This is a genomic window from Dermacoccus sp. 147Ba (genome assembly GCF_004151355.1).
GTDB lineage: Bacteria > Actinomycetota > Actinomycetes > Actinomycetales > Dermatophilaceae > Dermacoccus > Dermacoccus abyssi.
The window spans coordinates 15468-38085 of the sequence record NZ_SEHL01000007.1 but is presented as its reverse complement, the minus strand read 5'-3'; the positions used below and the strand labels follow the sequence as shown (position 1 = coordinate 38085).

Annotated in this window: 19 protein-coding genes; 12 read left to right on the top strand and 7 right to left on the bottom strand. The window is 68.9% G+C overall.

Annotated elements, in window-relative coordinates; translation table 11 throughout:
- Positions 1–14 precede the first annotated feature (14 nt).
- The gene (locus EVU97_RS10180) at positions 15–275 is read right to left on the bottom strand and encodes a MoaD/ThiS family protein (protein WP_047312344.1); all 261 of its coding nucleotides are present in this window, start codon (positions 273–275) and stop codon (positions 15–17) included.
- A 52-nt stretch (positions 276–327) separates the two neighbouring features.
- Between EVU97_RS10180 and EVU97_RS10175 the strand changes: the two genes are divergently transcribed.
- The 9 genes from EVU97_RS10175 to EVU97_RS10135 all read left to right on the top strand — a co-directional run bounded on the left by EVU97_RS10175 (position 328) and on the right by EVU97_RS10135 (position 10509).
- Positions 328–1017 carry a response regulator transcription factor gene (locus EVU97_RS10175; RefSeq protein WP_129665542.1) on the top strand — a complete coding sequence of 230 codons (690 nt, stop codon included), beginning with the start codon at positions 328–330 and terminating at the stop codon, positions 1015–1017.
- Positions 1018–1026: 9 nt separating this feature from the next.
- Entirely contained in the window at positions 1027–1929 is a 903-nt protein-coding gene (gene mshD, locus EVU97_RS10170; protein ID WP_129665540.1) for a mycothiol synthase, read from the top strand.
- A 10-nt stretch (positions 1930–1939) separates the two neighbouring features.
- A complete protein-coding gene (locus tag EVU97_RS10165; protein ID WP_129665538.1) occupies positions 1940–4333 on the top strand; it encodes an RNA degradosome polyphosphate kinase in 2394 nt (797 codons plus the stop codon).
- Complete coding sequence (locus EVU97_RS10160; RefSeq protein ID WP_240730201.1) at positions 4330–5313, top strand: NUDIX hydrolase; 984 nt, start codon at positions 4330–4332, stop codon at positions 5311–5313. The genes EVU97_RS10165 and EVU97_RS10160 overlap by 4 nt, the downstream gene beginning before the upstream one ends.
- 180 nt (positions 5314–5493) lie before the next feature.
- Positions 5494–6612, top strand: a complete 1119-nt coding sequence (gene pstS, locus EVU97_RS10155) for a phosphate ABC transporter substrate-binding protein PstS (RefSeq protein ID WP_129665536.1) — start codon at positions 5494–5496, stop codon at positions 6610–6612.
- 137 nt (positions 6613–6749) lie between these two features.
- Positions 6750–7781 (top strand): phosphate ABC transporter permease subunit PstC, encoded by a 1032-nt coding sequence (gene pstC, locus EVU97_RS10150; protein ID WP_129665534.1) that lies wholly within the window; start codon positions 6750–6752, stop codon positions 7779–7781.
- Complete coding sequence (pstA, locus tag EVU97_RS10145) at positions 7778–8683, top strand: phosphate ABC transporter permease PstA (protein WP_129665532.1); 906 nt, start codon at positions 7778–7780, stop codon at positions 8681–8683. Before pstC ends, pstA begins: the two co-directional genes overlap by 4 nt.
- A 42-nt stretch (positions 8684–8725) precedes the next feature.
- Positions 8726–9502, top strand: a complete 777-nt coding sequence (gene pstB, locus EVU97_RS10140; RefSeq protein WP_129665530.1) for a phosphate ABC transporter ATP-binding protein PstB — start codon at positions 8726–8728, stop codon at positions 9500–9502.
- A 755-nt stretch (positions 9503–10257) separates the two neighbouring features.
- Entirely contained in the window at positions 10258–10509 is a 252-nt protein-coding gene (locus EVU97_RS10135; protein WP_047312352.1) for a hypothetical protein, read from the top strand.
- A 332-nt stretch (positions 10510–10841) separates the two neighbouring features.
- On the opposite strand, the gene EVU97_RS10130 is transcribed toward EVU97_RS10135, so the two are convergent.
- The 6 genes from EVU97_RS10130 to EVU97_RS10105 form a co-directional block, all read right to left on the bottom strand.
- Positions 10842–11468, bottom strand: a complete 627-nt coding sequence (locus EVU97_RS10130; RefSeq protein WP_129665528.1) for a hypothetical protein — start codon at positions 11466–11468, stop codon at positions 10842–10844.
- A gap of 30 nt (positions 11469–11498) precedes the next feature.
- Positions 11499–13346 (bottom strand): malto-oligosyltrehalose trehalohydrolase, encoded by a 1848-nt coding sequence (treZ, locus tag EVU97_RS10125; protein WP_240730200.1) that lies wholly within the window; start codon positions 13344–13346, stop codon positions 11499–11501.
- Positions 13346–16009: a malto-oligosyltrehalose synthase gene (treY, locus tag EVU97_RS10120; RefSeq protein WP_240730199.1), complete on the bottom strand. Its 2664-nt coding sequence runs from the start codon at positions 16007–16009 to the stop codon at positions 13346–13348. The genes treZ and treY overlap by 1 nt, the downstream gene beginning before the upstream one ends.
- 54 nt (positions 16010–16063) lie before the next feature.
- On the bottom strand, positions 16064–17434 hold the full coding sequence (locus tag EVU97_RS10115) for an amino acid permease (RefSeq protein ID WP_129665526.1): 1371 nt from the start codon (positions 17432–17434) through the stop codon (positions 16064–16066).
- Between the two features lie 148 nt (positions 17435–17582).
- Positions 17583–20303, bottom strand: coding sequence for an RNA helicase (locus EVU97_RS10110; RefSeq protein WP_129665524.1), 2721 nt, complete (start codon positions 20301–20303; stop codon positions 17583–17585).
- Between the two features lie 4 nt (positions 20304–20307).
- Positions 20308–20823, bottom strand: coding sequence for a hypothetical protein (locus EVU97_RS10105; RefSeq protein WP_129665522.1), 516 nt, complete (start codon positions 20821–20823; stop codon positions 20308–20310).
- Positions 20824–20915: 92 nt separating this feature from the next.
- Here EVU97_RS10105 and EVU97_RS15230 point away from each other — a divergent pair, with 92 nt between their 5' ends.
- From EVU97_RS15230 to EVU97_RS10095, 3 genes are all read left to right on the top strand, one after another.
- The gene (locus EVU97_RS15230; protein WP_240730198.1) at positions 20916–21104 is read left to right on the top strand and encodes a hypothetical protein; all 189 of its coding nucleotides are present in this window, start codon (positions 20916–20918) and stop codon (positions 21102–21104) included.
- Positions 21065–21844: an ornithine cyclodeaminase family protein gene (locus EVU97_RS10100; RefSeq protein WP_240730197.1), complete on the top strand. Its 780-nt coding sequence runs from the start codon at positions 21065–21067 to the stop codon at positions 21842–21844. Before EVU97_RS15230 ends, EVU97_RS10100 begins: the two co-directional genes overlap by 40 nt.
- 92 nt (positions 21845–21936) lie before the next feature.
- The gene (locus EVU97_RS10095) at positions 21937–22599 is read left to right on the top strand and encodes a lytic transglycosylase domain-containing protein (RefSeq protein ID WP_129665520.1); all 663 of its coding nucleotides are present in this window, start codon (positions 21937–21939) and stop codon (positions 22597–22599) included.
- The last annotated feature ends 19 nt before the right edge of the window (positions 22600–22618 follow it).

Here is a 22618-nt window from a genome sequence, read left to right as displayed (position 1 = left end):
CCTTCCACCCTCGCTCATCCCCCGGCGAACGGCGGGAGAAGTTCCACCGTGACGCCCTCGGCCACCACGGCGTCGTCGTCGAGACGCCGACCGTCGGCCAGGGCGCTGCAGCGCGCCAGGACGTCACCCATCGTCGGGTGCGCTGCGAGCGCCGCGCGGCGCACGTGTCCCACGGTGACAGGGTTCGCACCCGAGACGTCGAGGTCTTCGGTCTGCACACCGGCGGCCGCTTCGGCGCCGGCCCAGTAGCGAACTCGGACGCTCGTCGTGTCCATTCTTCGGCCCTTCCTTTCGGTGGCTTACCTGCACCAACCGTAGTCTTGACGCGTGGCGCACCTCCTCCTGCTGACGAACGCACGCGGTGCGAGCGTCGAGGTTCTGCCCGCGTTGGGGGCGCTCGCCCACCGGGTTCGCGTCATCGCCCCGGAGGCTTCGGCGGTTGCCACCCGCACCGACACCGACCTCGTCCTGCTCGACGCGCGCTCCGATCTGGTCGCCATGCGGGGCGTCTCCACGTCGCTCGAGAAGCTGCTGCCCGATCTGCCCGTCATCGGCGTGTTCACCGAGGGCGGCCTCGTGGCGCTGACCACGCAGTGGGCCGTCAGCGACGTTCTCGTCGACACCGCCGGGCCGGCCGAGGTGGACGCTCGCATCCGGCTCGCCCTCGCGCGCTCGGGCGCCGACGAGGAGCGCACGGCGCGCATCACCGCGGGTGAACTCGTCATCGACGAGGACGCCTACTGGGCACGCATCCGCGGCACTGCGCTCGATCTCACGTACAAGGAGTTCGAGTTGCTCAAACACCTCGCCGGCCACCCCGGCCGTGTGTTCACGCGCGATCAGCTCCTGCAGGAGGTGTGGGGCTACGACTACTTCGGTGGCACCCGCACCGTCGATGTCCACGTGCGGCGCCTGCGCGCGAAGCTCGGCCCCGAACACGACGCCCTCATCGGCACCGTGCGTAACGTCGGCTACCGCTTCGTCGAGCAACCGAGGCGCCCCGATGCCGCTCGTTAGGGTGGTTGCATGACCTTTCGCGTACGCCCCGCCGATCTTCCAGACGACTCCGCCGCGATCCTCGCCCTCGCCGCGAGCGCCGAGGCGGTCGACGGTGTCGGCGCGCTCAACGAGGAGTCGCGCCTGGCGATCCAGCGTGGCGCCGGCGACAGCGTGGTGCGCGTTGCCGAGGGCGACAGCGACGAAACGATCGTGGGCGTCCTCGTCGACGCCGAGGGCGACGGCGCCGCGTGCGATCTCGTGACGCACCCCGAGCATCGCCGCCGGGGCGTCGCCACGGCGCTGCTCGCTGCCGAAGGGGAGAACGTCGAGCGTTACGGCGTGTGGGCCCACGGCGACTTCGAGAGTGCGCGCGCCCTAGCCGAGGCGCTTGGTCTGGAACGCGTGCGCGACCTGTGGCAGATGAGCCGCGAGGTCAGCCCCGAGGAGACGTTCGACGTCGAGCTCCCCGGGGGGTTCGTCGCCCGTCCCTTCGACGGCAGTGACGACCAGGCCCGGGCCTGGCTCGACGTGAACGCGGCGGCCTTCGTCCACCACCCCGAGCAGGGCCGGATGACGATGGACGACCTGCGCGCGCGTATGGCAGAGGAGTGGTTCGAGCGCGAAGGGCTCATTCTCGTGTGGCACGAGCCGAGCGGCGAACTGGCCGCGTCGCACTGGACGAAGCGTGAGCCCGGCAGCGACACGGGCGAGGTGTACGTCGTCGCCGTCGCACCGGCCTACCAGGGCCGCGGGCTCGCCGGACCGCTGACGAACCTCGGGCTGGCCCACCTCGCCGGGCTCGGCGTCCACGAGGTCGAGCTCTACGTCGAGGGCGACAACGAGCCCGCCAAGGCCACCTACACACGTCGCGGATTCCACAAATCGGCTCAGGACGTCCTCTACGTTCACACCGGCGCCGAGAGCCTGTAACGATAGGGGCATGACTGCCTCGACCTCCGGTTCGAAGAACACCCCGAAGGCCTCCGCGAGCAAGCGCACGCCGGCCAAGAGCGGCTCCGGCAAGCAGACGCCGGCAAGTGCACGTACCGCCACTCCGGCCGGCGCCGACGCCACGCTGGATGCAGCAACGGGCACCGGCGAGGTGGCGCCACCCGCGCCGAACACCACGTCGTCGGCTGCCGTCGCCCGGTTCAAGCCCCGCGCCGCCGCACGCCCGCGGGCCGCCGAGAACGCTCCCCGCCCTGACGCCGAACGCGACAAGGCTCCGAACGACCTGCCGGGCGATCGCTTCCTCGACCGTGAGATGTCGTGGCTGCAGTTCAACGAGCGCGTCCTGCAGCTCTCCACCGACCCGAACGTGCCGCTGCTCGAGCGCGCCCGCTTCCTGTCGATCTTCTCGAGCAACCTCGACGAGTTCTTCATGGTGCGAGTCGCCGGCCTCAAGCGCCGCATCGCTGCTGGTCTCGCCGTGCGTTCGGCCTCCGGCCTCGAACCGCGCGAGCTCCTCGACGACCTCACCCGCGCCTCGCACGACCTCATGGATCTCCACGCGGGCGTCTTTCAGCGCCAGGTGCGCCCGGCGCTCGAGGACGAGGGCATCCAGCTGCTCAAGCCGACACAGCTGACGGAAGCCGACCGCGAGTACCTGCGCCGCTACTTCGAGTCGCAGGTCTTCCCCGTCCTCACGCCGCTCGCCGTCGACCCGGCGCACCCGTTCCCCTACATCTCGGGCCTGTCGGTCAACCTGGCCGTCCTGCTCATCGATCCGAAGACGGAGCGCGAGCACTTCGCCCGCGTCAAGGTGCCGCCGCTGCTGCCCCGCATGGTGAAGCTGCCTGCAGGGCCGGACGAGGACGCGCTCTACCACGCCCGCTTCGTCACGCTCGAGGACGTCATCGCCGAGCACCTCGACGTGCTCTTCCCCGGCATGGAGGTGCGAGAGCACTTCACCTTCCGCGTCACCCGCAACGAGGACCTCGAGGTGGAGGAGGACGACGCGGAGAACCTCCTCACGGCTCTCGAGAAGGAACTGACGCGTCGTCGTTTCGGTGCGGCTGTGCGCCTCGAGGTGGCCGACGACATGGACGCCCACGTCCTCGAACTGCTCACCCGCGAACTCGGCGTGAGCGACGACGAGGTCTTCCGCCTGCCCGAACCGCTCGACCTGCGTGGCCTCGGCGACATCGCCGATCTCGACCGCAGCGAGCTGCAGTGGCCGCGCTTCCTGCCGAAGACGCACCCGCTGCTCGCACCCGTCGAGCGCTCCGAAGCCCCCGACATCCTCGGCGCGATGCGCAGTAGCGACATCCTGCTGCACCACCCGTACGACTCGTTCTCGACGTCGGTGCAGGCGTTCGTCGAGCAGGCCGCCGCCGACCCGGACGTCCTCGCGATCAAGCAGACGCTCTACCGCACGAGCGGAAACTCCCCCATCATCACGGCGCTCATCGACGCCGCGCAGGCCGGCAAGCAGGTGCTCGCCGTCGTCGAGATCAAGGCCCGCTTCGACGAGGAGAACAACATCTCCTGGGCCCGCAAGCTCGAGCGCGCGGGCGTCCACGTCGTCTACGGCATGGTGGGGCTCAAGACGCACGCCAAGCTGTGCCTCGTCGTGCGTCACGAGGGCGACGGCATCCGCCGCTACTGCCACGTCGGCACCGGCAACTACAACCCGAAGACGGCGCGCCTGTACGAAGACCTGGGCCTGCTCACCACCGACCCGGACGTGGGCGAGGACATCGGACGCCTGTTCAACCAGCTCTCGGGCATGGCCCCGCGTGCCAAGTTCAAGCGCCTGCTCGTCGCCCCGCGCTCGGTTCGCAGCGGGCTGCTCGAACGCCTCGACGCTTGCATCGAGGCCGCCAAGTCCGGCAAGAAGGCCACCGTCTCGATCAAGGTGAACTCGATCGTGGACGAGCAGATCATCGACGCCTGTTACCGCGCCTCGCAGGCCGGCGTGAAGGTGAACGTGCTCGTACGCGGCATCTGCGCCCTGCGCCCCGGTGTGCCGGGTCTCAGCGAGAACATCGAGGTCCGCTCGATTCTCGGTCGCTTCCTCGAGCACAGCCGCGTCTTCATCTTCGAGATCGAGGGCAAGGAGCCGACGGTCTACATCGGCAGCGCCGACATGATGCACCGCAACCTCGACCGGCGCGTGGAGGCTCTCGTCGGGCTCACGGACGAGCGCCAGGTCTCAACGCTCGTGGACCTCGTCGCCGCCGGCATGAGCGACGAGACGTCGTCGTGGCGTCTCGACGCCGAGGGCCGCTGGCACCGTGAGAATCTCCTCGCCGACGGCGAGCCGAAGCACGACTACCAAGCCGACCTCATCGAGGCCTACTCCAAGCGTCGCCGCAAGGGCCGCCGCCGGTGAGCCCGGCGAACCGGGTGAACCACGCCCGGCGCGGCAACCCCCAGGTCGTTCCTGCCGCCGGCGCGCTCGTGTGGCGCCGCCGTCAGGGACGCCTCGAGGTGGCGCTCGTCCACCGCGCCCGCTACGACGACTGGTCCTGGCCCAAGGGCAAACTCGACCCCGGCGAGACGTTCGCCGAGGCGGCTGTGCGCGAGGTGCTCGAGGAGACGGGTCTGGCCGTCCGTCTCGGCATTCCGCTGCCCGAACTCGTCTACGGCCTCGCCAACGGCAGCACCAAGGTGGTGCGCTACTGGGCGGCCGAGGTCGTCGGCGGCAGTGGCGCGCTCGACCACGAGGTCGACGAGGTCCGCTGGCTCACCGTTGAGAATGCCCGGCGCAAGCTGAGCTACTCGCGGGATCACCTGCCCCTCGACGCGCTCGTCGAAGCGGAGCTCACCGGGCGCCTCGAGACGTGGCCGTTGCTGCTCGTACGTCACTCTCACGCTCAAGCCCGCTCTGCCTACCGCGGTTCCGACGACGCTCGACGCCCCCTGAGTGATCGCGGCAAGCAGCGCGCGAAGGCCCTCGTGCCGGTCCTCGGTGCGTGGACGCCCGAGCGCGTCGTCTCGTCGTCGTCGGCCCGCTGCGTCCAGACGGTCAAGCCGTTCACGAACGCCACGGGCACGCCGCTTCGCACGAAGGCCGCGTTGTCCGAGGAGACCTTCGAGGTCTCCCCCGCCAAGGCCGGGCGACAGCTCGTCAAGGCGTTCGAACGCGGTCTACCGGTCGCGTTGTGCACCCACCGCCCACTCCTGCCGGCGCTCGTCGCAACGCTGTCCGAGCACGCTCCGAAGGGATCTCCGGCCCGTCGCCTGCTCGGTCGCATCAAGGCCAACGGCATGGACAAGGGCGAGGTTCTCGTGTGTCAGATGCTGGGCTCGGGAGCGAACGCTCAGGTGATCTCGGTCGAGCGGTTGCGCACGCCTGTGCTCGAACGCTGACGCGCCCTCACCGACGCGGCCAACCGCCGGTCGGAAACGGATGTGATGCACATCTCATTCGGGCGGCGTCACGTTCACGCTCCGTTCACCGAAGCAGGGCCATCCGGTCACTCTCGACGCCTATGTTCCATCACGTCCAGGCGCATGCCCGGAATCCAGTTTTCGAGAGGTACACCCACCGTGAAGATCACGAGCATTGCCCGCATCTCCAGTGTCGCGCTCGCGAGCGCCCTCGCCCTGAGCGCCTGTGGCAGCGAGACGTCCGGTTCCGACAACTCGTCCTCCAAGTCCGGCGGCGGCTCCTCGAGCGAGTGCGGAACGAAGGCCCTCAAGGCCGAGGGTTCCACCGCCCAGGACAACGCCATTCAGGAAGCCATCAACTCCTACGGTGAGAACTGCTCCGACGCCACCGTCACTTACAACGGCACCGGTTCCGGTAACGGCATCAAGCAGTTCATCGCCAAGCAGGTCGACTTCGCCGGCTCCGACTCCGCGCTCAAGACGAAGCCGAAGGACGGCAAGATCGAGGTCGACGAGGCCAAGAAGGCTTGCGCTTCCGATGCCTGGAACATCCCGATGGTGACGGGCCCGATCGCGGTGTCCTATAACCTCAAGGACGTCAAGGACCCGATCACCCTGACGCCCGCCGTCCTCGCCGACATCTTCAACGGCAAGATCACGAAGTGGAACGACCCGGCGATCGCCAAGATCAACTCCGGCGTCAAGCTCCCGGCCAAGGACATCAAGGTCTTCTTCCGCTCGGACGAGTCGGGCACGACGGAGAACTTCACGAAGTACCTGAACGGCGCCGCGAAGGACAAGTGGACGGCCGAGCCGGCCAAGAAGTGGACCGGCAAGGGTGAGGGCAAGGCCAAGACGGCCGGCGTCGCCTCCGCCGTGAAGTCCACCGACGGTGGCATCACCTACGCCGAGTGGTCGGCTGCGCAGGACAACGGCCTCCAGGTCGCCAAGATCGACAACGGCGCCGGCGCCGTCGAGCTCGCGGGTGAGTCGGCCGGCAAGGCCGTCGAGGCAGCCAAGATCGACGGCAAGGGCAACGACCTGCGCCTCAAGCTCGACTACACGACGAAGGAGAAGGGCACCTACCCGATCGTCCTCGTCACGTACGAAATCGTCTGCTCGAAGTACTCGGACGCCGAGAAGGGCAAGTCGGTCAAGGCGTTCCTCAACCACTTCGCGAGCGAGGACGTGCAGAAGGGCCTCGAGGAGCAGGGTTACGCCCCGCTGCCGACCTCCGTCCAGGAGAAGGTCAAGACGGCCGTCAACGCCATCAAGTGATGCTCGACGCCTGACGGGGTGCTCGGGGCGAACTCGCCCCGAGCACCCTGCGGCACGTCCGGGGAAACGGATCGACTGCCGATGTGGGTGTCCTCTTCGATCCATCGACCAGAACGAGCAAAGGGGCAGGAAAGCTCATGAGTTCAATCACCGGCGTCTCGGCGGCCGACACGCCCGTCCCTGACGACGACCCGCACGAGGGCGGGCCCGAAGACCGCACGCCCGCCGGCGACGGCGCCTCGACGGGGCGCCTCGGCGACAAGATCTTCTCCGCCCTCGCCTCCGGCGCGGGAATCCTCGTCGTCGCACTCGTCACCCTCGTCGGCGCCTTCCTCGTCATCCAGGCGATTCCGGCGCTGGCGGACAACGACTCGAACTTCCTGCTCTCGCAGGACTGGGACGTCGACTCCTCGCCGCTGCACTTCGGTATCGCACGTCTGCTGTGGGTCACCGTCGCGACCTCGCTGGTGGCCATGGCCATCGCCGTGCCGTTCGCGGTGTGCATCGCGCTGTTCCTCACGCAGTACGCCCCCTCCTGGCTCGCCAAGCCCGGCGCGGCCTTGATCGACCTGCTCGCCGCCGTCCCCTCGATCGTGTACGGCCTCTGGGGTCTGTTCACGGTCGGCCCGCTCTTCCAGCTGGTCCAGGACGTGATCACCTCCGTTCTCGGCTGGTTCCCGCTCTTCAGCGAGACGCAGACCAGCGCGGGCAGCACGATCTTCTTCGTCAGCGTGATCCTCGCCATCATGATCCTGCCGATCATCACGGCCCTCTCGCGCGAGGTCTTCGCGCAGACGCCGCAGGCGCACAAGGACGCCGCGACGGCTCTGGGCGCCACGAAGTGGGAGGTCATCCGCACCGCGGTGCTCCCCTTCGGCAAGCCCGGCATCATCTCCGCGTCGATGCTCGGTCTCGGCCGCGCGCTCGGCGAGACCGTGGCCGTCATGATGATCGTGTCGGCTCTGGCTCCGAATGCGGACTGGAACTGGTCGCTGTTCACCGGCGGTGAGACCTTCGCCTCGAAGATCGCCAACAACGCCGGCGAGTTCGACAACCCGACGAAGACCGGCGCCTACATCGCCGCCGGTCTCGTGCTGTTCATCCTGACGTTCGTCGTCAACTCGCTCGCCCGCATCGTCATCGAACGCAGGAAGGCCTTCTCCGAATGAGCACGGCAGTTGTGGACCAGGCCTCCGGGAGCCTGGGCAAGAAGGGTCAGTCCGGTGGCCGCGCAACGAAGAACGCCATCGCCAGGGTCGTGATGTGGGCGGCGTTCCTCATCGCGCTCGTCCCGCTCGTGTGGATCATGTGGACCGTCATCTCCAAGGGCGGCCGCCTGCTGCTCGACGCGGGCTGGTGGACCGAGAGCCAGCGCGGCGTCGGCCGACGCGAACAGGCCGGCGGAGCGGCTCACGCCATCCAGGGCACGCTCATCCAGGCCTTCGTCACGGCCCTCATCGCCGTTCCGATCGGTGTTCTCACGGCCGTCTACCTCGTCGAGTACGGCCGCGGCCGCCTCGCGAAGGCCGTCAGTTTCATGGTGGACATCCTCACCGGTATCCCCTCGATCGTGGCCGCGCTGTTCATCTACGCGCTGTGGGTGACGACGTTCGGGTTCACCCGCATTCCGTTCGCGGTGTGTCTCGCGCTCGTCCTGCTCATGATCCCCGTGGTCGTGCGCTCGACGGAGGAGATGCTCAAGCTCGTGCCGAACGAGCTGCGCGAGGCGTCGTACGCGCTCGGTGTGCCGAAGTGGAAGACGATCATGAAGGTCGTTCTTCCGACGGCTTTCTCCGGCATCGTCACCGGTGTCCTGCTGGGCCTTGCCCGCGTCATGGGTGAGACCGCGCCACTCCTCGTCCTCGGCCCCTACTTCCGCGGTCTGTCGCCGAATCTCTTCGACGGTCTCATGGCAACGCTGCCGACGATGATCAACGAGGGTCGCGACAACATGTCCGTTCCGGCAACCAACGAGCGCGTCTGGGCTGCCGCGTGCACCCTCATCCTCCTCGTTCTCATCCTCAACCTGCTGGGCCGCCTCGTGGGCCGCCTGAGCAAGGTCAAGAACTGACATCCGCATCGACGGATACGACTTCGAAGGAAACTGAGTCACATGAGCAAGCGGATCGACGTTCAGAATCTCAACGTCTTCTATGGCGACTTCCTCGCCGTCAAGGACGCGTCCATGACCATCGAGCCCCGTTCGGTCACGGCTTTCATCGGCCCGTCCGGCTGCGGCAAGTCGACCTTCCTGCGCACCCTCAACCGCATGCACGAGGTCATCCCGGGCGGGCGCGTGGAGGGCAAGGTGCTCCTCGACAACGAGGACCTCTACGGCCCCGGTGTCGACCCGGTGAGCGTGCGCCGTACCGTCGGCATGGTCTTCCAGCGCCCCAACCCGTTCCCGACGATGTCCATCGGTGACAACGTCGTCGCGGGGCTGCGCCTCAACGGCGTGAAGGACAAGAAGGTGCTCGCCGAGAAGATGGAGGAGTCGCTGCGCGGAGCCAACCTCTGGAACGAGGTCAAGGACCGTCTCGACAAGCCGGGTGCCGGCCTCTCCGGTGGTCAGCAGCAGCGTCTGTGCATTGCCCGCGCGATCGCCGTCTCCCCCGACGTTCTCCTCATGGACGAGCCGTGCTCGGCGCTCGACCCCATCTCGACCCTCGCCATCGAGGATCTGATGAACGAGCTCAAGAGCGAGTACACGATCGTCATCGTCACGCACAACATGCAGCAGGCCGCTCGTGTGGCCGACCGCACCGCGTTCTTCAACCTCGAGGCGACCGGCAAGCCGGGCATGCTCGTCGAGATGAACGACACGCAGAAGATGTTCTCGAACCCGGATCAGCGGGCGACGGAGGACTACATCTCGGGCCGCTTCGGCTGAGCGAAGGTCGTGTCGACGAAGAACGGAGCCCGGGGTACCACCGCAGCGAAGCGAGGATGGTGCCCCGGGCTCCGGGCGTACGGAGACGCGCATCGAAGCGGCGTGAGGATCGGAGCGCAGCGTAGCGAGCACCGGACCGGAGCGCCGCACCGAGCTCAGCCAAGAAGGAATCGGCTGAGCGAAGGTCGTGTCGACGAAGAACGGAGCCCGGGGTACCACCGCAGCGAAGCGAGGATGGTGCCCCGGGCTCCGGGCGTACGGAGACGCGCATCGAAGCGGCGTGAGGATCGGAGCGCAGCGTAGCGAGCACCGGACCGGAGCGCCGCACCGAGCTCAGCCAAGAAGGAATCGGCTGAGCGAAGGTCGTGTCGACGAAGAACGGAGCCCGGGGTACCACCGCAGCGAAGCGAGGATGGTGCCCCGGGCTCCGGGCGTACGGAGACGCGCATCGAAGCGGCGTGAGGATCGGAGCGCAGCGTAGCGAGCACCGGACCGGAGCGCCGCACCGAGCTCAGCCAAGAAAGAATCGCTGAGCGAGGTTCACTACCTCTGGCTTCGGCAAGGCACTCCGACACTGCGCGTGTCGGAGGCCTTCGTCCTTCTCGAACAGCGTCCGCCTGCAGCCGTACCCGCGTCTGACCCCAACCGGTGAAGCAACCTAGCTGGACAAACGTCCACAAGCGTGATGATCATTACACGGATATCCGGGGCCTCTTCGCCTGTCGTTCACCACGACGTCATGCACACTTGGGGGCGTGGCGAATGAAGCAATCGCGCTCGGGGGAACGTCGCGCAAGAAGATCCTGAAGCGACGCAAGAAGCAGGTCATCGAGCGAGGGGCCGAGCCGACCCCCGACGAGATCGTGTTCTCCGACACCCCCGGCATCATCGACGACGGCAACTTCAGCTTCGGCGTGTGTCACGTCTGCGAGTGGCGCGGCAAGGGACGACGGGCCCGCGAGAAGGCGCGTCGGGACGCCGCCGAGCACTACCTGCTCGAGCACTGAGGCCCATGGTTCCGTCCCCATGAAAACGCTCACCCCGCAGCAGCGAGGTGAGCGTTCCGACGTGAAGCGCGCTGGGCCGGGAGCGCCTCTCGGCACGTGGCCGCTCGTGGCGGCTGAATTTGGGACCCGGGGCTACCGCGGCCCAGCGCACGTTCAAGCCTAACGACTGAGTGCGGCGATTTCATTCCCCGAACGGGTGGCATGTGCCACGACCTTGGGACCGCCCCTACCGCCGGCGTCATCGCTGGGCAGGGTTTCCTGCATTCGGGCCGAGGGAGACACTGCCCGAGCGCAGGAAAGTCTGCCCAACGTCGTCGAGCAGGCGCTCCACATCAGTCGAGCGATCCGATGCGCCAAGCGGCGGCGCACTTCGTCAGGTCACGAGCCGTGTCACCGAGGAGCGCAGCGCTACGCGCCTCACCGTCGGCTCGAGCGTCGTCGTGTCCGTCGTGACGCTCCGCGCGCTCGGCCCGTCCGCTCGCGACGACGCGGCAGAACGCGGCAGCCCGCTCGAGCGCGACGGCGAAGTCACCCGTGAACGCGCCCTCGAGAATGCGGTCGACGAGGTGCTCGATCTCCTTCGGGCCGTACGGGTCGGCCGAACCGGCGACCGCGTGCGAAACCTGCGCGTGCCGGATTCCGGCCGTGTAGTCCGCCGACGCCTCGACCGACGCCCGCCGCACCCACTCGCGCAGCGTGTAGAGGCGCCACATCGCGCCCGGGAGGGACACTGCGGGACGCCCCGACCACAGCTGCGCGAGCGTCGACAGGCCGATCTCGTCGGTGAGCGCGATGAGTCGACGCGTCACCTCGGGGTCGGAGTTGGTGCGCCCCGCGCCCACGAGCACGGCCGCGCTCTCGTGCGCCACCGCCGTCACGTCCGCCGGGTCGGGTGCGCCGGCGAACGACTGGAAGTCACGATCGGTGAAGAACAGCGGCTTGTGGTGGGCGCGAGCCAAGAGCGGGTTTCCCTTCGTCAGGTCGGCGTCTCAGCGCAGGAGCACGACCGAGTCCGTCGGGATGACGACGCTCGAGCCGCTGCCGTCGCGGCCTTCACGCACGTCGACCGTGTGCCAGGCCGCGACGACCTCGCCCGCTTCGGTGACGGGCTCGTCGCTGAGGTTGACGACCACACGAAGGTCGCCTCGGTGGACAACGACGACGCTGCTCGAACCCTTCCCGCGGCGCTCCACCCGCGTCGTGCCGAGATCGTCGGCGGCGAGCGCCTGCTCGTCACGGCGCAGGCGGATGAGGGTGCGGTACCAGTCGAGCAGGAGCGCAGACTCCCCCTCGGTGTCGTCGAGTTCGCTCCAGTCGAGGGTCGAGTTGGTGAACGTCGACTCCTCCTGCGGGTCGGGCACCTCGTCGCCCCATCCGTGCGCGGCGAACTCCTCGGCGCGACCGCGCGACGTCGCCGCGGCGATCTCGGGGTCGTCGTGGTCGGTGAAGAACTGCCACGGCGTGCGAGCGCCGTACTCCTCCCCCATGAACAGCATGGGGGTGTAGGGCGAAGACAGCAGAAGCGCTGCACCACAAGCCAACCGACCGACGGAGAGCAGGTGCGACAAACGATCGCCGGAGGCGCGGTTACCGACCTGATCGTGCGTCTGCAGCGATGCGACGTAGCGCCAGCCGGGCGTCTGCGCGGGGTCCACGGGGCGCCCGTGACGGCGCCCGCGGAAGCTGGAGTACGTGCCGTCGTGGAAGAACGGCGTCGTGAAGACCTTTGCGAGCGCCTCCGGATCGGCGAAGTCCTCGTAGTAGCCCTGGGTCTCGCCCGTGAGCAGCACGTGCAGGGCGTGGTGGATGTCGTCGGCCCACTGGCCCGTGAGGCCCAGGCCGGAGGAGCCACCGTCGGCCACGGCGATTTCGCCGGTCACCGGCTCGCGCCGGCGCGGCGTCACAGTGGCGGGGTCGTTGCGGTCGGACTCGGCCACGACGACGACGCGGCGTCCGAGGCGCTCGGCTGCGGCTTCGAGGTTGGCGACGATCTCCTCGAGGATGTGCACGGCCGAGTCGTCGACGAGCGCGTGCACGGCGTCGAGGCGGAAGGCGTCGACGTGGAAGCGCTCGAACCACATGAGCGCGTTCTCGATGATGAAGCGACGCACCTCGTCGCTGTTCGGGCCGTCGAGGTTGATGGCCGTGCCCCACGGGGACTGGCGGGCCTCGTTGTAGATCGGCATGAAGACCGGCAGGTAGTTGCCGTTCGGCCCGAGGTGGTTGTAGACGACGTCGAGGCACACGGCGAGGCCCTTGGCGTGGCACGCGTCGACGAACGCCTGGAACGCCTGCGGGCCGCCGTAGGCCCTGCTCGTGGCGTACCAGTTGACGCCGTCGTAACCCCAGTTCCAGCGGCCCGGAACGGCATTCACCGGCAGGATCTCGACGTGCGTCACGCCGAGGTCGACGAGGTGGTCGAGGCGAGCAGCCGCCGCCTCGAACGTGCCCTCCTCGGTGAACGTGCCGATGTGCAGTTCGTAGAAGACAGCGCCCTCGAGACCGTTGCCGCCGGCGCGCGTGTGGTGGCCCTGCCACTCGGCGTCGCTCCACTCGTACTCACCGAGGTCGACGACCTGGCTCGGGCCGTGCACGCCCTCGGGCTGCAGCAGGCTGCGCGGATCGGGACGCAGGTCGCCGCCGTCCACGCTGAACGCGTACTCGCTGCCGACGGCGAGCGGCTCGCGCGAGTGCCACCAGCCGTCGTCACCGGAGCGCATGAGGGAACGTACGCCGTCGGCCACGAGGTGGACGCTGCGCTCGGCGTTGGGCGCCCAGACCGAGATGGTCTGCACCGACCCGGTGAAGTCGGGCGATGCGTAGGTGGTCATCGTCATCACTTCTCCTGCACGAGCACGTGCACGTGCCCGAACTCGTGGGGTTCGAGGTCGCCCAGACGCAGCGCTTGGCCGTCCGTGACGACGACGCGCTGACCGCTGAAGGCGTGACGCCACGTGCCCGCCGAGAGGGGCACGTCCGCGTCGGCGAGCGTGTTGTCGCGCAAGGCGCGCGAGGCCGCGCGCACCCCGACCACCGCAACGGCGAACGGGGCGCCGTGCTCGGCATGTTCGAAGGCGTGGTCCGTCGCGTCCGCCTTGGCTCCCTTGTCGCGGTTCACCAGACGCTGGACGCTGCGTCCGGCGTCGGACACGCGTCGACCCGCGTCCGCGAGGTGACGGCGCGCGACCGAGCCGGCCGGCAGCGCACGCTCGAAGGCAACGACGAACTCGTTGTCGGATTCGAGCGGCCTGTAGGTCGAGCCGGGGTTCGCAGGGTCGTGTACATCGGCCGCGAGGCACTGCGCCACGAGGCGCGGACGCGAACCCGGCGCGTCGAGGCGGCGCTCGAGCTCGGCGTAGTCGACGCTGCGACGGTTGTCGGGGTCGACGAGGCTGAGCGTCGGGCGTTCGCTGCCCTGATAGGTGTCGGGCACGCCCGGCAGGAACAGTTCGAGCACCTTCTGCGAGTCACCGGTGAGGCGGATGGACTCGGCGTTGTCGCGACGCGCGGCGAGGATGCGCTCGCGCAGATCGGCGGCGAGGGTCGACTTCGCATCCGCTGACGCCGCAGCTTCGCCCTGCTTGTCGTTCGCCGGCGCGGCGAGCACGAGGCGGGCGAGGCCGAGCACCTGCTCCTCGTACGTCTCGTCACCGTCGATCCAGGCGGTGAACACCTTGGCCTCGCGCAGCGCCTTCGTCAGGTAGTCGTCGAGGCGCTGGGCGTCGATGCCGAGGTCGTGCGAGCCGTCGTCGTCGACACCGAAGGCCGTGGAGAACCCGGCGATCGTCTGCCACACGAGGTGAACCGCCCCCCTGTCGACGCCCGCGGCGTCGGCGAGCGCGAAGGCGGCCTCGGAGCACTCGCGCCACGCGTCGGTGTCGCCGGCGAGGGCGAGCAGTGCGGCTCGGACGTCCTCGCTGCGCTTCGTGTCGTGCGTCGAGAGCGTCGTCATCGTGCGCGGCCACTGCTTGGCGTTGTGCTGCGCCCACGCGTGGAGGCGGTGCGGGCCCGCGTCGGTGAGCACCGCAGGGTCGCCACCCACCTCGTTGAGCGCGGTGAGCGTGTGCCAGCGGTAGAAGAGCGTGTCCTCGATCGACTTCGCCATGACCGGGCCCCACGTCTGCTGGAGACGGACGGCGAAGTCGGCCGACGAGCTCTCGGTGTCGACGAACTCGTCGGCTCCGGCCGTCGGGCGCACGAGCGCGATGGGTTTGAGGGCGTCGATCTCCGTCACGAGATCGGGACGGCTCTCGCGCGCTGCCGCGAGGGCGTCGTCGAGGTGGGCCTTCGCCCGTGCGTCCATACGCTCACCCGGCACGAGGTAGGCGCGGTACACCGGCGCGGCGACGAGCAGTTCGACGATGGCGGCGCGCAGACGAGCGCGCTTGAGGTCGGGGCGCACCTCGCTCGCGCGGCGGGTGAGCCGCTCGACCTCCGCCACCAGGCCGTTCTCGACGACGAAGCGCTTCGCGTCGGCCGCTGCCTCGTGGACGTCGTGGGCGTCGCCCTCGGCGAGGGCTCGCTGCCACACCTCGTCGAGAACGGGCGCCGCCGCGTCGTCCACGAGCGCTGCCGTGATCGCCGCCATCGCGTCGTAACCGGTCGTGCCCGCGCACGCCCAGTCCTTCGGCAGGTCCTCCCCCGGCTCGAGGATCTTCTCGACCCAGATCGGGGTGTCCTTGCGGCACTCCTTCGCGAGGCGCGCGAGGTAACCGCGCGGGTCGGCGAGGCCGTCGGGGTGGTCGATGCGGAAACCGTCGATGTGGCCGGCGTGGTGGAGCTCGAGCAGCAACGCGTGGGTGGCGTCGAAGACCTCGGCCACCTCGACACGCACGGCGATGAGCTCGTTCACCTCGAAGAAGCGGCGGTAGTTGAGCACCGTGTCGCGCTCGCGCCAGAAGGCCAGGCGGTAGTGCTGGGCGTCGAGGAGGGAGCGCAGTTCGTCGCCCGTCGGTTCCTCAGAGACGCCGTCGAGGGTGCCGTCCGCGACGGGGAAGTCGTGCTCGTAGTAGCGAATGACGGGCTCGTCGCCGCTGCGGTCGAGCGTGATGGCGCCGTCGGCGATCTCCTGCTCGAGCGAGTTACCGAGGATCGGGACGCCGAGCTTGCCGTCACCGGCCGCCCAGTCGACATCGAACCAGTGCGCCGTCGGGGCGTCCTGGCCGCCCTTGAGCAGCGCCCACAGCGGGCGGTTGCCCGACTCGGGCGCGACGAAGGCCATGTGGTTGGGCACGACGTCGACGATGACGCCCAGGCCCATCTCGTGTGCGGCGTCGGCGAAGGCGACGAAGGCCTCCCGCCCACCGATCTCGGGGTTGACGCGCGTGTGGTCGAGGACGTCGTAGCCGTGCACCGAGCCGGGCACCGCCGCGAGGATCGGCGAGCAGTAGGCGTGCGAGATGCCCAGCTTCTTGAGGTAGGGCAGCTGGGCCCGAGCGTCGTCGAGGGTGAAGTCGGCGTGCAGTTGGAACCGGTAGGTGGACGTCACAGGCACACTCATGCCCTTAGCCCACCACCAAACGGGGCGAAAATCGAATTCGCCCACCCTCCGGCGTCAGCTGATCGTGACCTTGGTGCGCCGCACCCCACGCGTCAGGGCGTAGCCCACGAGCAACACGACGAGCCAGAGGCCTCCGACGAGGGCGGCGTCACGCATGTCGGGCACCTTGAACGCAGTGGCCATGACGGCCAGGATCCCGGCGATGCCGACCCCCGCGACAGCCGCGCCGCCAGGCAGGTGGACGCTGCCGTGCACGTCGCCCGTCCGACGGAACACGATGTAGCTCGCGAGGGCGAGCAGCCACGTGAGGAGCACGGAGAACGTGGCGATGGAGACGAGCTTCGTGAACGCGTCGGCCACACCCGTCTCGGCGAGCCACACGGCGAGGAGCAGCCCCAGCGCCGAGACGAGCGTCGCCACGATGGGTGCGCCCTTGATGTTTGTGCGAGCGAGGAAGGCCGGCGCGAGGCGGTCGACGGCGAGCGAGTGGACGAGGCGGCCCGCGCCGTAGAGCTGCGCGTTGCCGGTCGACAGAGCTGCGACGAGGATGACGAAGTTCATCACGCCCGCGGCCGCCGGGATGCCGACGGCGTCGAAAGCGCGCACGAACGGGCTGGCCTCGAGACCCTTGGCCGAGGCGGTCGCCGTCCAGGCGTTGAGCGTGACGATGAGCAGCACGGCGACGACGTAGAACAGGCCGAGGCGCGCGACGAGGGCACGCATCGCGGTGCGGACGCTGCGGCGCGGGTTCTCGGCCTCGGCGGCGGCGATCGGGATGACCTCGACGCCGACGAAGGCGAACATCACGATGGCCATCGACAGCCAGATCGACTCGAGCCCGTTGGGCAGGAAGCCGCCGTGCTCGGTGAGGTTGCCCCAGCCCGTGGCCGCGCGGCCCGGCGCGCCGAAGAGGACGAGCACGAGACCGATGAGGATGAAGGCGATGAGCGCCGTCACCTTGAGCGTGGAGAACGCCGCTTCGGCGCGGCCGAAGGAGCCGACCGACAGGAGGTTGATGACGACGATCGTCAGCCCGACGAGCGCGACGAAGACGACGAGCGGCACGCCGGGCCACCAGTACGTGAGGTAGGCGCCCGCGGCGACCACCTCACCGCCGAGGGCGATGACGCTGGCCGCCCAGTAGCACCAGCGCGAGACGAAGCCGGCCCATTCGCCGAGGTAGCGACCGGCAGCCGCGCCGAAGCTGCCCGGTTCGGGCCGCGCCGTCGCCATTTCGGCCATGGCGAGGCCGATGACGGCGATGAGCAGGGCGCCGAGGGCGTAACTGACGACGGCCGCAGGACCCGCGACACCGATGGCCGCGCCGGATCCGAAGAACAACCCCGTGCCCAGCGCCGACCCGAGGCCGATCATGAGCATCGTGCGGTGGCTCAACGTGCGGGCCAAGCCGCCGGGCTGCGTCATCGAATCTCCTCGTCGCGTCTGGGCGCGAGCGGGCCTATGGCAGCCGCTCGTCGCCAAAGTTCGAGGATACGCCCGGGTTTCGAGGCAGCTGGTCACGTGTCCGGGTGTGCCGCGTCACCCCCGGTGAGAGCCAGCGCGGGTCGAGACCTCAGCCGTCGAGGCGGTTGAGGCCCACCACGACGACGAGGGGCACGCCGGCCTCGTTCGAGGCCTCCAGATCGACCTCCGCGTCGATGCCCCAGTCGTTGTCGCCGTCGGGGTCGACGATGACCTGGCGCACCTCCCACTTGTCGGGGTGCTCGGTGATGCGCAGCATCTTGGGCCCGCGGGCGTCGGCGTCGAGAACGATCTCGTCGTGCTCGTCGTAGTAGGCGCCGAGGTCGGCGTCCCACGCGTCGGCGTCCATGACGATGTCCGTGGCGGGATCAGTGCTCGCCGCGACCGCCTTGTCGAGGGCGGCAAGTCCGTCGACGTCGTCCTTGGCGGCGAGCTCGACGCGCCGGAACATCGCCTTGCGGATGGCCACCTTCATGGCGCGCGGGTTCGCCGTGAGCGGGCGCGGCTTGAGCGCCTTCTCCGCCGTGACGGGCCCGTCGCTCGGGTGCGTGAGCGCCTCCCACTCGTCGAGCAGGCTCGAGTCGGTCTGGCGGATGACTTCGCCGAGCCACTCGATGAGGTCGGCCAGTTCCTCGGTCTTCTTCGACTCCGGCACGGTCTGACGCAGCGTGCGGTAGGCGTCGGTGAGGTAGCGCAGCACGACGCCCTCGCTGCGCGCGAGGTCGTAGTAGCGGATGAGATCGCCGAAGCTCCAAGCGTTCTCGTACATCTCACGCACGACGGACTTGGGCGACAGCTCGTACATCGAGACCATCGGCTGCGTCTGCGCGTACGTCTCGAACGCGGCTTCGAGGAAGTCGGCCAGCGGCTTCGGCCACGTGACGTTCTCGAGGCGCTCCATGCGCTCCTCGTACTCGATGCCTTCGGCCTTCATCTCGGCCACGGCAGCGCCGCGCGCCTTGAACTGCTGCTGCATGAGCACCGGGCGCGGGTCGTCGAGGATCGACTCGATGACACTCACGACGTCGACGGCGTAGTCCTGCGCGAGCGTCGTGCGCGCCGGAGCGTCGGACGGCTCGGCGTCACCGCGAGCAGGCGCTGCCTCGTCGGGGTCGAGCATGTCGAGCACCGCGAGCGCGAACGGTGCGAGCGGCTGGTTGAGCGCGAAGTTGTCCTGCAGGTCCACCGTGAGATCGACCTGGCGTCCGTCGGCCTGCGGCTCGTCGAGGCGACGCACGACGCCCGCAGCGAGCATCTCCCGGTAGAGGCCGATGGCCTGCTTGGCCAGGCGGGTCTGCTTCTTCGAGTCCTCGTGGTTGTCGCGCACGAGGTCGCGCACGGCAACGAACGGGTCGCCTTCGCGCGCAATGAGATTGAGCAGGATCGAGTGCGTGACGCGCATGCGCGACACGAGCGGCTCGGGCTCGCTGGCGACGATCTTGTCGAACGTCTCCTCGCTCCAGTTGACGAAGCCCTCGGGCGGCTTCTTGCGCTGCACCTTCTTGAGCTTCTTCGGGTCGTCGCCGGCCTTCGCGAGGTTGCGCGTGTTCTCGATGACGTGCTCGGGCGCCTGGACGACGACCGAACCGCTCGTGTCGAAGCCCGCCCGCCCGGCGCGCCCCGCGATCTGGTGGAACTCGCGCGACTTGAGCACACGCTGACGGGTGCCGTCGAACTTCGTCAGGCCCGAAAGGACGACGGTGCGGATGGGCACGTTGATGCCGACACCGAGCGTGTCGGTGCCGCAGATCACCTTGAGGAGGCCCGCCTGCGCGAGCGTCTCGACGAGACGGCGGTACTTGGGCAGCATGCCGGCGTGATGCACGCCGATGCCGTGGCGCACGAGACGGCTGAGGGTCTTGCCGAACCCCGAGGAGAAACGGAAGTCGCCGATCATCTCGGCGATCTTGTCGCGATCCTCGCGGCTCGCGACCTTGAGCGACATGAGCGCCTGCGCGTTCTCCAGAGCCTGGGCCTGCGTGAAGAACACAACGTAGACGGGCGCCTGACGCGTTTCGAGCAGTTCCTCGATGGTCTCGTTGAGCGGAGTCGTCGACCAGGAGTAGCTGAGCGGAACGGGACGTTCGGCGCCCGCGACGGTGACCGACTCGCGGCTCGTGCGACGCGTCATGTCCGTCTCGAACCGCGTGACGTCGCCGAGGGTTGCCGACATGAGAAGGAACTGCGCCTGCGGCAACTCGAGCAGCGGCACCTGCCACGCCCAGCCGCGGTCGCCCTCGGAGTAGAAGTGGAACTCGTCCATGATGACGAGCCCGACGTCGGCGGTCTTGCCCTCGCGCAGCGCGATGTTGGCGAGGATCTCGGCGGTGCAGCAGATGATCGGAGCGTCCGGGTTCACGGACGCATCACCGGTGAGCATGCCGACGTGCTCGGCGCCGAAGATCTCACACAACGCGAAGAACTTCTCACTCACGAGCGCCTTGATGGGCGCGGTGTAGAAGCTGACGCGGTCGTCGGCGAGCGCCGCGAAGTGCGCAGCCGTGGCCACCATCGACTTACCCGAGCCTGTGGGGGTGGCGAGGATGACGTTCTTGCCGTCGAGCACCTCGATGATGGCCTCTTCCTGGTGGGGGTAGAGGCTCAGGCCGCGATCGCCCACCCAGGCGCCGAACGCCTCGTAGACGCGGTCGGCGTCCGGTGTCTTGGGTAGACGCTGGGTGAGGGTCTTGACCTTCGGGTTCGCTTCGCGGGCGGCCGCGTCGGCCTGGGCCGCGAAGTCTCCGGCGAAATCCTCGTGGCCGGGTGTGACCGCCTCGCCGGCGGTGCCGGAGGCGTCGGAAGAATCGTTCACCGGATCACCAGATGTGACGCTGGCCGGGCAACAGGCGCAGCTCGCCGAAGTCGAAGGTGCGCTTGCGGGCCTTGCCCTTCGAGAGCACGGGCGCGAGCACCATGAGCTGGATCTGCTCGGCGTGCTCGAGGTCGACGCGCACCGCGTCACCGAACTGCGGCACGACGACCTGCAGGACGATGGCCGTGGCGCGCTGCGCCACCGTGCGGTTCTCGTTCTCCGCGCGCACCTTGAGCAGGCGGCGCAGTTCGGCGAGCACCGCCTCTGGCTCTGGCTGCTCGCCGAGCGCAGCCGGGTCGGCGAAGACGATGTCGACGTCGGGCGCCTTCACACCGCTGCTCGCGGCGGTGGGCTCGCCGTCGGCGTCGACCGTGGGTTCGCCGTCGACCGACATGGCAAAGGGGTAGAACTCGCCGTTCTTCTCGAGGTGTTCCATAGCCGCGCCAAGGGCTGCGGAGAGCAGCTCGTCGAGGTCGGCCTGAGCCTGCGGGGAGGCCTCGTCACGCCATGTCGTCGTCATGTTTCCAGCCAATCACAAGGCACCGACAAGGCCGAATCCGCGCGGATCTCGCGTTCGGCGCGACGTCAGCGGGTCGTGGTGGAATAGCGCCCATGCTCTTCCTCGACGCAGACCGCATCTTCTCCGTCATGTCGCCGGCCGACGCCGTGAACGCGCTCAGCTCGGCGCTCGTCGCGGGCTTCGACCCGGCCGACGACCTCTCGCGCGTCGTCAACCCGATCGACAAGGGCAGCTGCTCCTCATGCCGTCGGAGGTGGGCACCGGCATCGGCATCAAGGTGATGACGCTCGGGCGCGACAACCCCGAACGCGGCCTGCCCGTCATCCAGGGCAGCTACCTCATGTTCGACGGCGACACCCTCGCGCCGACCGCCGTCCTCGACGGCGCCGCCCTCACGACGCTGCGCACCCCGGCCGTCTCCGTCGCCGGCATCCGCCCGGCGCTCGAGCGCTTCGACGGCCCGCTGCGTCTCGTCGTGTTCGGCACCGGCCCGCAGGGCACGTCGCACGTCGACACCCTCGCCGATGTCGTCTCCGAGCCGTTCGCCGACGTCACCTTCGTCAGCCGCGCCCCCGAGAACGTGGGCGACGACGTCATCTCACGTGGCTCGGTCGTCGCCGCCGGCAGCCCCGAGTTGGACGCCGTTCTCACCCGAGCCGACGTCGTCGTGTGCGCCACTCCTGCCGAGGAACCGCTCTTCTCCGCAGACGCCGTGTGCCGCGACGTCGTCGTGATCGCCATGGGCTCGCACTCCCCCGACGCCCGCGAGGTGCCGGGCGCTCTCATGGACCGCGCGCAGGTCGTCGTCGAGGACGTGGAGACCGCCCTGCGCGAAGCGGGCGACGTCGTGCTCGCCATCGCCGACGGCGATCTCTCGCGCGACGACCTGCTCCTCATGAAGGACGTCGTGCGCGGCGACGCGGAACTCGACCCGAGCCGGCCGCTCGTCTTCAAGACGGTCGGGATGCCGTGGCAGGATCTCGCGGTCGCCCAGGTCGTTCTGGAGCGCGCCACGCGCTGAGCCCGCTTTCTGACGTGCAGCGAAACGTCAGGTCGATCCGCCACCATGGGGAGCGAGCGGGCCCGTCCCGCGCACCGAGCCGAGGAGGAAACGTGCCGGCGACTCGCGCATCACGGACCCGCTGGGTGACGGTCGTCGCCGTCACGCTTCTCGTGCTCTCGCTGCCGTTCATCGCAGCGAAGGCGTACGTCGCGCTCAAGCCGGAGCCGCGTCCTCCGTCGTCCTTCGACAACCCGATCGGCCCGCTCGACGCCCGCATGGTGCCGAACGGCTGGGCGCCCTACATCGAGGCGGCGTCTCGTGAATCCGGCGTTCCCGCACCGGTTCTCGCGGCTCAGTTGGAAGCGGAGTCCAAGTGGGACCCGCAGGCTCGCTCGTCCGTCGGCGCGCAGGGTCTGGCGCAGTTCATGCCCGACACGTGGGAGACCTACGGCCGTGGCGGTGACGTCTACGACCCGAAGGACGCCATCGCCGCGCAGGGGCGGTTCATGAAACATCTGCTCGAGCAGTCGCGACACTCCGGTTACGACCGCCACCCGTACGAGCTCGCGCTCGCCGGCTACAACGCCGGCTTCGGAGCCGTGCAGAAATTCAAGGACATCCCTCCGTACCCGGAGACGGAGGACTACGTCGTCAGAATCCGGGATCGCACCGCGCACTACGCGCAACGGCTGGCAACGCCGTCGGGTGGGTCGTCCGCCGGAACGTCCTCCGGGAGCGCTCAGGCGTTGCCCGTTCGGCGCGAGGGTTCCTGAGGACCGACGGATGTCGCTG

Bases quoted from the DNA above. Each gene is read 5' to 3' on its own strand.
- EVU97_RS10115 (WP_129665526.1), bottom strand. From the start codon at position 17,434: ATGACGCAGCCCGGCGGCTTGGCCCGCACGTTGAGCCACCGCACGATG.
- EVU97_RS10100 (WP_240730197.1), top strand. From the start codon at position 21,065: ATGCCGTCGGAGGTGGGCACCGGCATCGGCATCAAGGTGATGACGCTC.
- mshD (WP_129665540.1), top strand. From the start codon at position 1,027: ATGACCTTTCGCGTACGCCCCGCCGATCTTCCAGACGACTCCGCCGCG.
- EVU97_RS10105 (WP_129665522.1), bottom strand. From the start codon at position 20,823: ATGACGACGACATGGCGTGACGAGGCCTCCCCGCAGGCTCAGGCCGAC.
- EVU97_RS10180 (WP_047312344.1), bottom strand. From the start codon at position 275: ATGGACACGACGAGCGTCCGAGTTCGCTACTGGGCCGGCGCCGAAGCG.
- pstC (WP_129665534.1), top strand. From the start codon at position 6,750: ATGAGTTCAATCACCGGCGTCTCGGCGGCCGACACGCCCGTCCCTGAC.
- EVU97_RS15230 (WP_240730198.1), top strand. From the start codon at position 20,916: ATGCTCTTCCTCGACGCAGACCGCATCTTCTCCGTCATGTCGCCGGCC.
- pstA (WP_129665532.1), top strand. From the start codon at position 7,778: ATGAGCACGGCAGTTGTGGACCAGGCCTCCGGGAGCCTGGGCAAGAAG.
- pstB (WP_129665530.1), top strand. From the start codon at position 8,726: ATGAGCAAGCGGATCGACGTTCAGAATCTCAACGTCTTCTATGGCGAC.
- EVU97_RS10165 (WP_129665538.1), top strand. From the start codon at position 1,940: ATGACTGCCTCGACCTCCGGTTCGAAGAACACCCCGAAGGCCTCCGCG.
- treY (WP_240730199.1), bottom strand. From the start codon at position 16,009: ATGAGTGTGCCTGTGACGTCCACCTACCGGTTCCAACTGCACGCCGAC.
- treZ (WP_240730200.1), bottom strand. From the start codon at position 13,346: ATGACGATGACCACCTACGCATCGCCCGACTTCACCGGGTCGGTGCAG.